Below are 1,800 nucleotides of genomic sequence, written 5' to 3'. Positions count from 1 at the left end.
CCACTGTTGACTATAGTCAATAGCAGTCGAGGGTGCCATAATGCAAACTGATCATCTGCACGCAGCCGAAGCTGCGGCCGCCGCTGGCATCTCGAAGCCCACCCTGCTCCGGTGGATCAAGCTGGGCAAGATCGCGGACGCGGCGCGCCGCGATCGGAATGGCTGGCGCATTTTCGATCAGGGCGAGGTTGATCGCATCAAGTCGGTCGCGGCTTCCACCCACTCCGTCGGGGGTGTGGAATGAGCGATCTCGCCAAGAAGGATGTCGTCAAACGGTACCCGGACTTTCTCGCCGTGGACTTCTTCTGCGGTGCGGGCGGGACTACGCGAGGGCTCATCGACGCGGGCGGCTACGTCATCGCTGGCGTGGACAAGGACACGCGCTGCCGGGAGACCTACGTCGAAAACAATTCGAATGCGACCATCGACTACGCGCCCCCGAAGTTCCTACGGCGGGACATCTTTCCCGTCACCGACGCATATCCGGATGGCGAATACGCAGAGCTGGAGGGCGATCTCGAGCGGCTGATCGAGCACTACCGCAGTCGCGTGCCGGGCACGCCCCTCCTCTTCGCAATCTGCGCGCCCTGCCAGCCGTTCACGAAGCTCTCCCGCAAGGAGCTGAGCGAAGCCCGCAAGGCTGGTCGTGAGCGCGACAGCAACCTCCTGACCGAGGCGGCCAAGTTCGTAGCGCGGTTCCGGCCGGAGATGGTTCTGTCCGAAAACGTCCAAGGCATCGGCGACCCAAAGTACGGCGGCGTCTGGGACGACTTCAAGGCGCAGTTGGGCGAGCTTGGATACGCTACTGGCAGCAAGGTCGTCTGCACATCTAACTTCGGGGTTCCCCAGTACCGGCGGCGCTCCATCCTCGTCGCTGCTCGGCGCGAGCTGGCAAACCCTGCCTTCCTCACCGACGGCGGCCTGGGTGATCTGATCGTGCCTGAGACGGACCCAAACAACGTCGTCAAGACGGTCCAGACTGCGATCGGCCATCTCCCGCCCCTGACGGCTGGCGCGACCGACCCGACGATTCCCAATCACAAAACTCGCTCGTTAAGCGACTTAAACTTGAAGCGCCTCTCGGCGGCCCTGCCAGGCGTGTCGAATATCTATATGGAAAACACGCCAGACGGGGACCTGTCGCTGGCCTGTCATCGCAAAGTGAACGCTAAGCTCCAGACGCGATGTTTCACCGATGTCTACACTCGGATGAGCCCCGATCGCCCGTCGCCAACGATTACGACCAAGTGCCACAGTATCTCCAATGGCCGGTTCGGACACTTCGACGTCCAGCAGCTGCGCGGAATTTCGCTGCGCGAGGCCGCGGTGCTCCAGTCGTTTCCGGCCGACTACGTCTTCTATCCAACCCATATGATCGAGCCTATCGCCCGAATGATTGGAAACGCGGTGCCTCCAAGGCTCGCAGAGTTCTTCTCACGACATCTGACTGCCTCCATCGCGGAGCCGGACGCGCGGGATGCCGCGCAGTTCGCTAGTGCATCGGCCGTCGCGCATGGCTGAGGACGTGGCGATCGAGCCGATAGCAACGTCCTCGACGTCGAACGTCTCATTTAAGACGCGGGCGCGGACGATCGACCACCTCGGCCGCGGTCAAATCGCCGACGCGCCGACTGCGGTGAGCGAGCTGTGGAAGAACGCCTGGGACGCCTACGCGACAAATGTGTCGCTGAACATCTTCGACGGAGCGACCGCGGTGGCGGCGGTTTTCGACGATGGGGTCGGGATGTCCGCATCCGACTTTGTCGACCGATGGCTGGTGATCGGGACCGAGTCCAAAGT

3 protein-coding genes are annotated in these 1,800 nt (G+C 62.4%); all 3 read left to right on the top strand.

The features are described 5' to 3' along the window. The first annotated feature begins 40 nt into the window (after window positions 1–40). The gene (locus CN311_RS28790; RefSeq protein WP_097577009.1) at window positions 41–244 is read left to right on the top strand and encodes a MerR family transcriptional regulator; all 204 of its coding nucleotides are present in this window, start codon (window positions 41–43) and stop codon (window positions 242–244) included. Then, window positions 241–1,521 carry a DNA cytosine methyltransferase gene (locus CN311_RS28785; protein ID WP_097577008.1) on the top strand — a complete coding sequence of 427 codons (1,281 nt, stop codon included), beginning with the start codon at window positions 241–243 and terminating at the stop codon, window positions 1,519–1,521. Before CN311_RS28790 ends, CN311_RS28785 begins: the two co-directional genes overlap by 4 nt. Continuing rightward, a partial coding sequence (locus tag CN311_RS28780; RefSeq protein ID WP_133117282.1) for an ATP-binding protein occupies window positions 1,514–1,800 on the top strand: 287 nt, incomplete at its 3' end. The genes CN311_RS28785 and CN311_RS28780, both read left to right, overlap by 8 nt.

The sequence above is a fragment of the Mesorhizobium sanjuanii genome (assembly GCF_002529485.1).
Lineage (GTDB): Bacteria > Pseudomonadota > Alphaproteobacteria > Rhizobiales > Rhizobiaceae > Mesorhizobium > Mesorhizobium sanjuanii.
The sequence above is the reverse complement of the archived record's forward strand: the minus strand, read 5'-3'. Positions and strand labels throughout refer to the sequence as shown.

What these genes read in the sequence shown, in the direction of transcription:
- CN311_RS28790 (WP_097577009.1), top strand. Translation starts at nt 41, where the DNA reads ATGCAAACTGATCATCTGCACGCAGCCGAAGCTGCGGCCGCCGCTGGC.
- CN311_RS28785 (WP_097577008.1), top strand. Translation starts at nt 241, where the DNA reads ATGAGCGATCTCGCCAAGAAGGATGTCGTCAAACGGTACCCGGACTTT.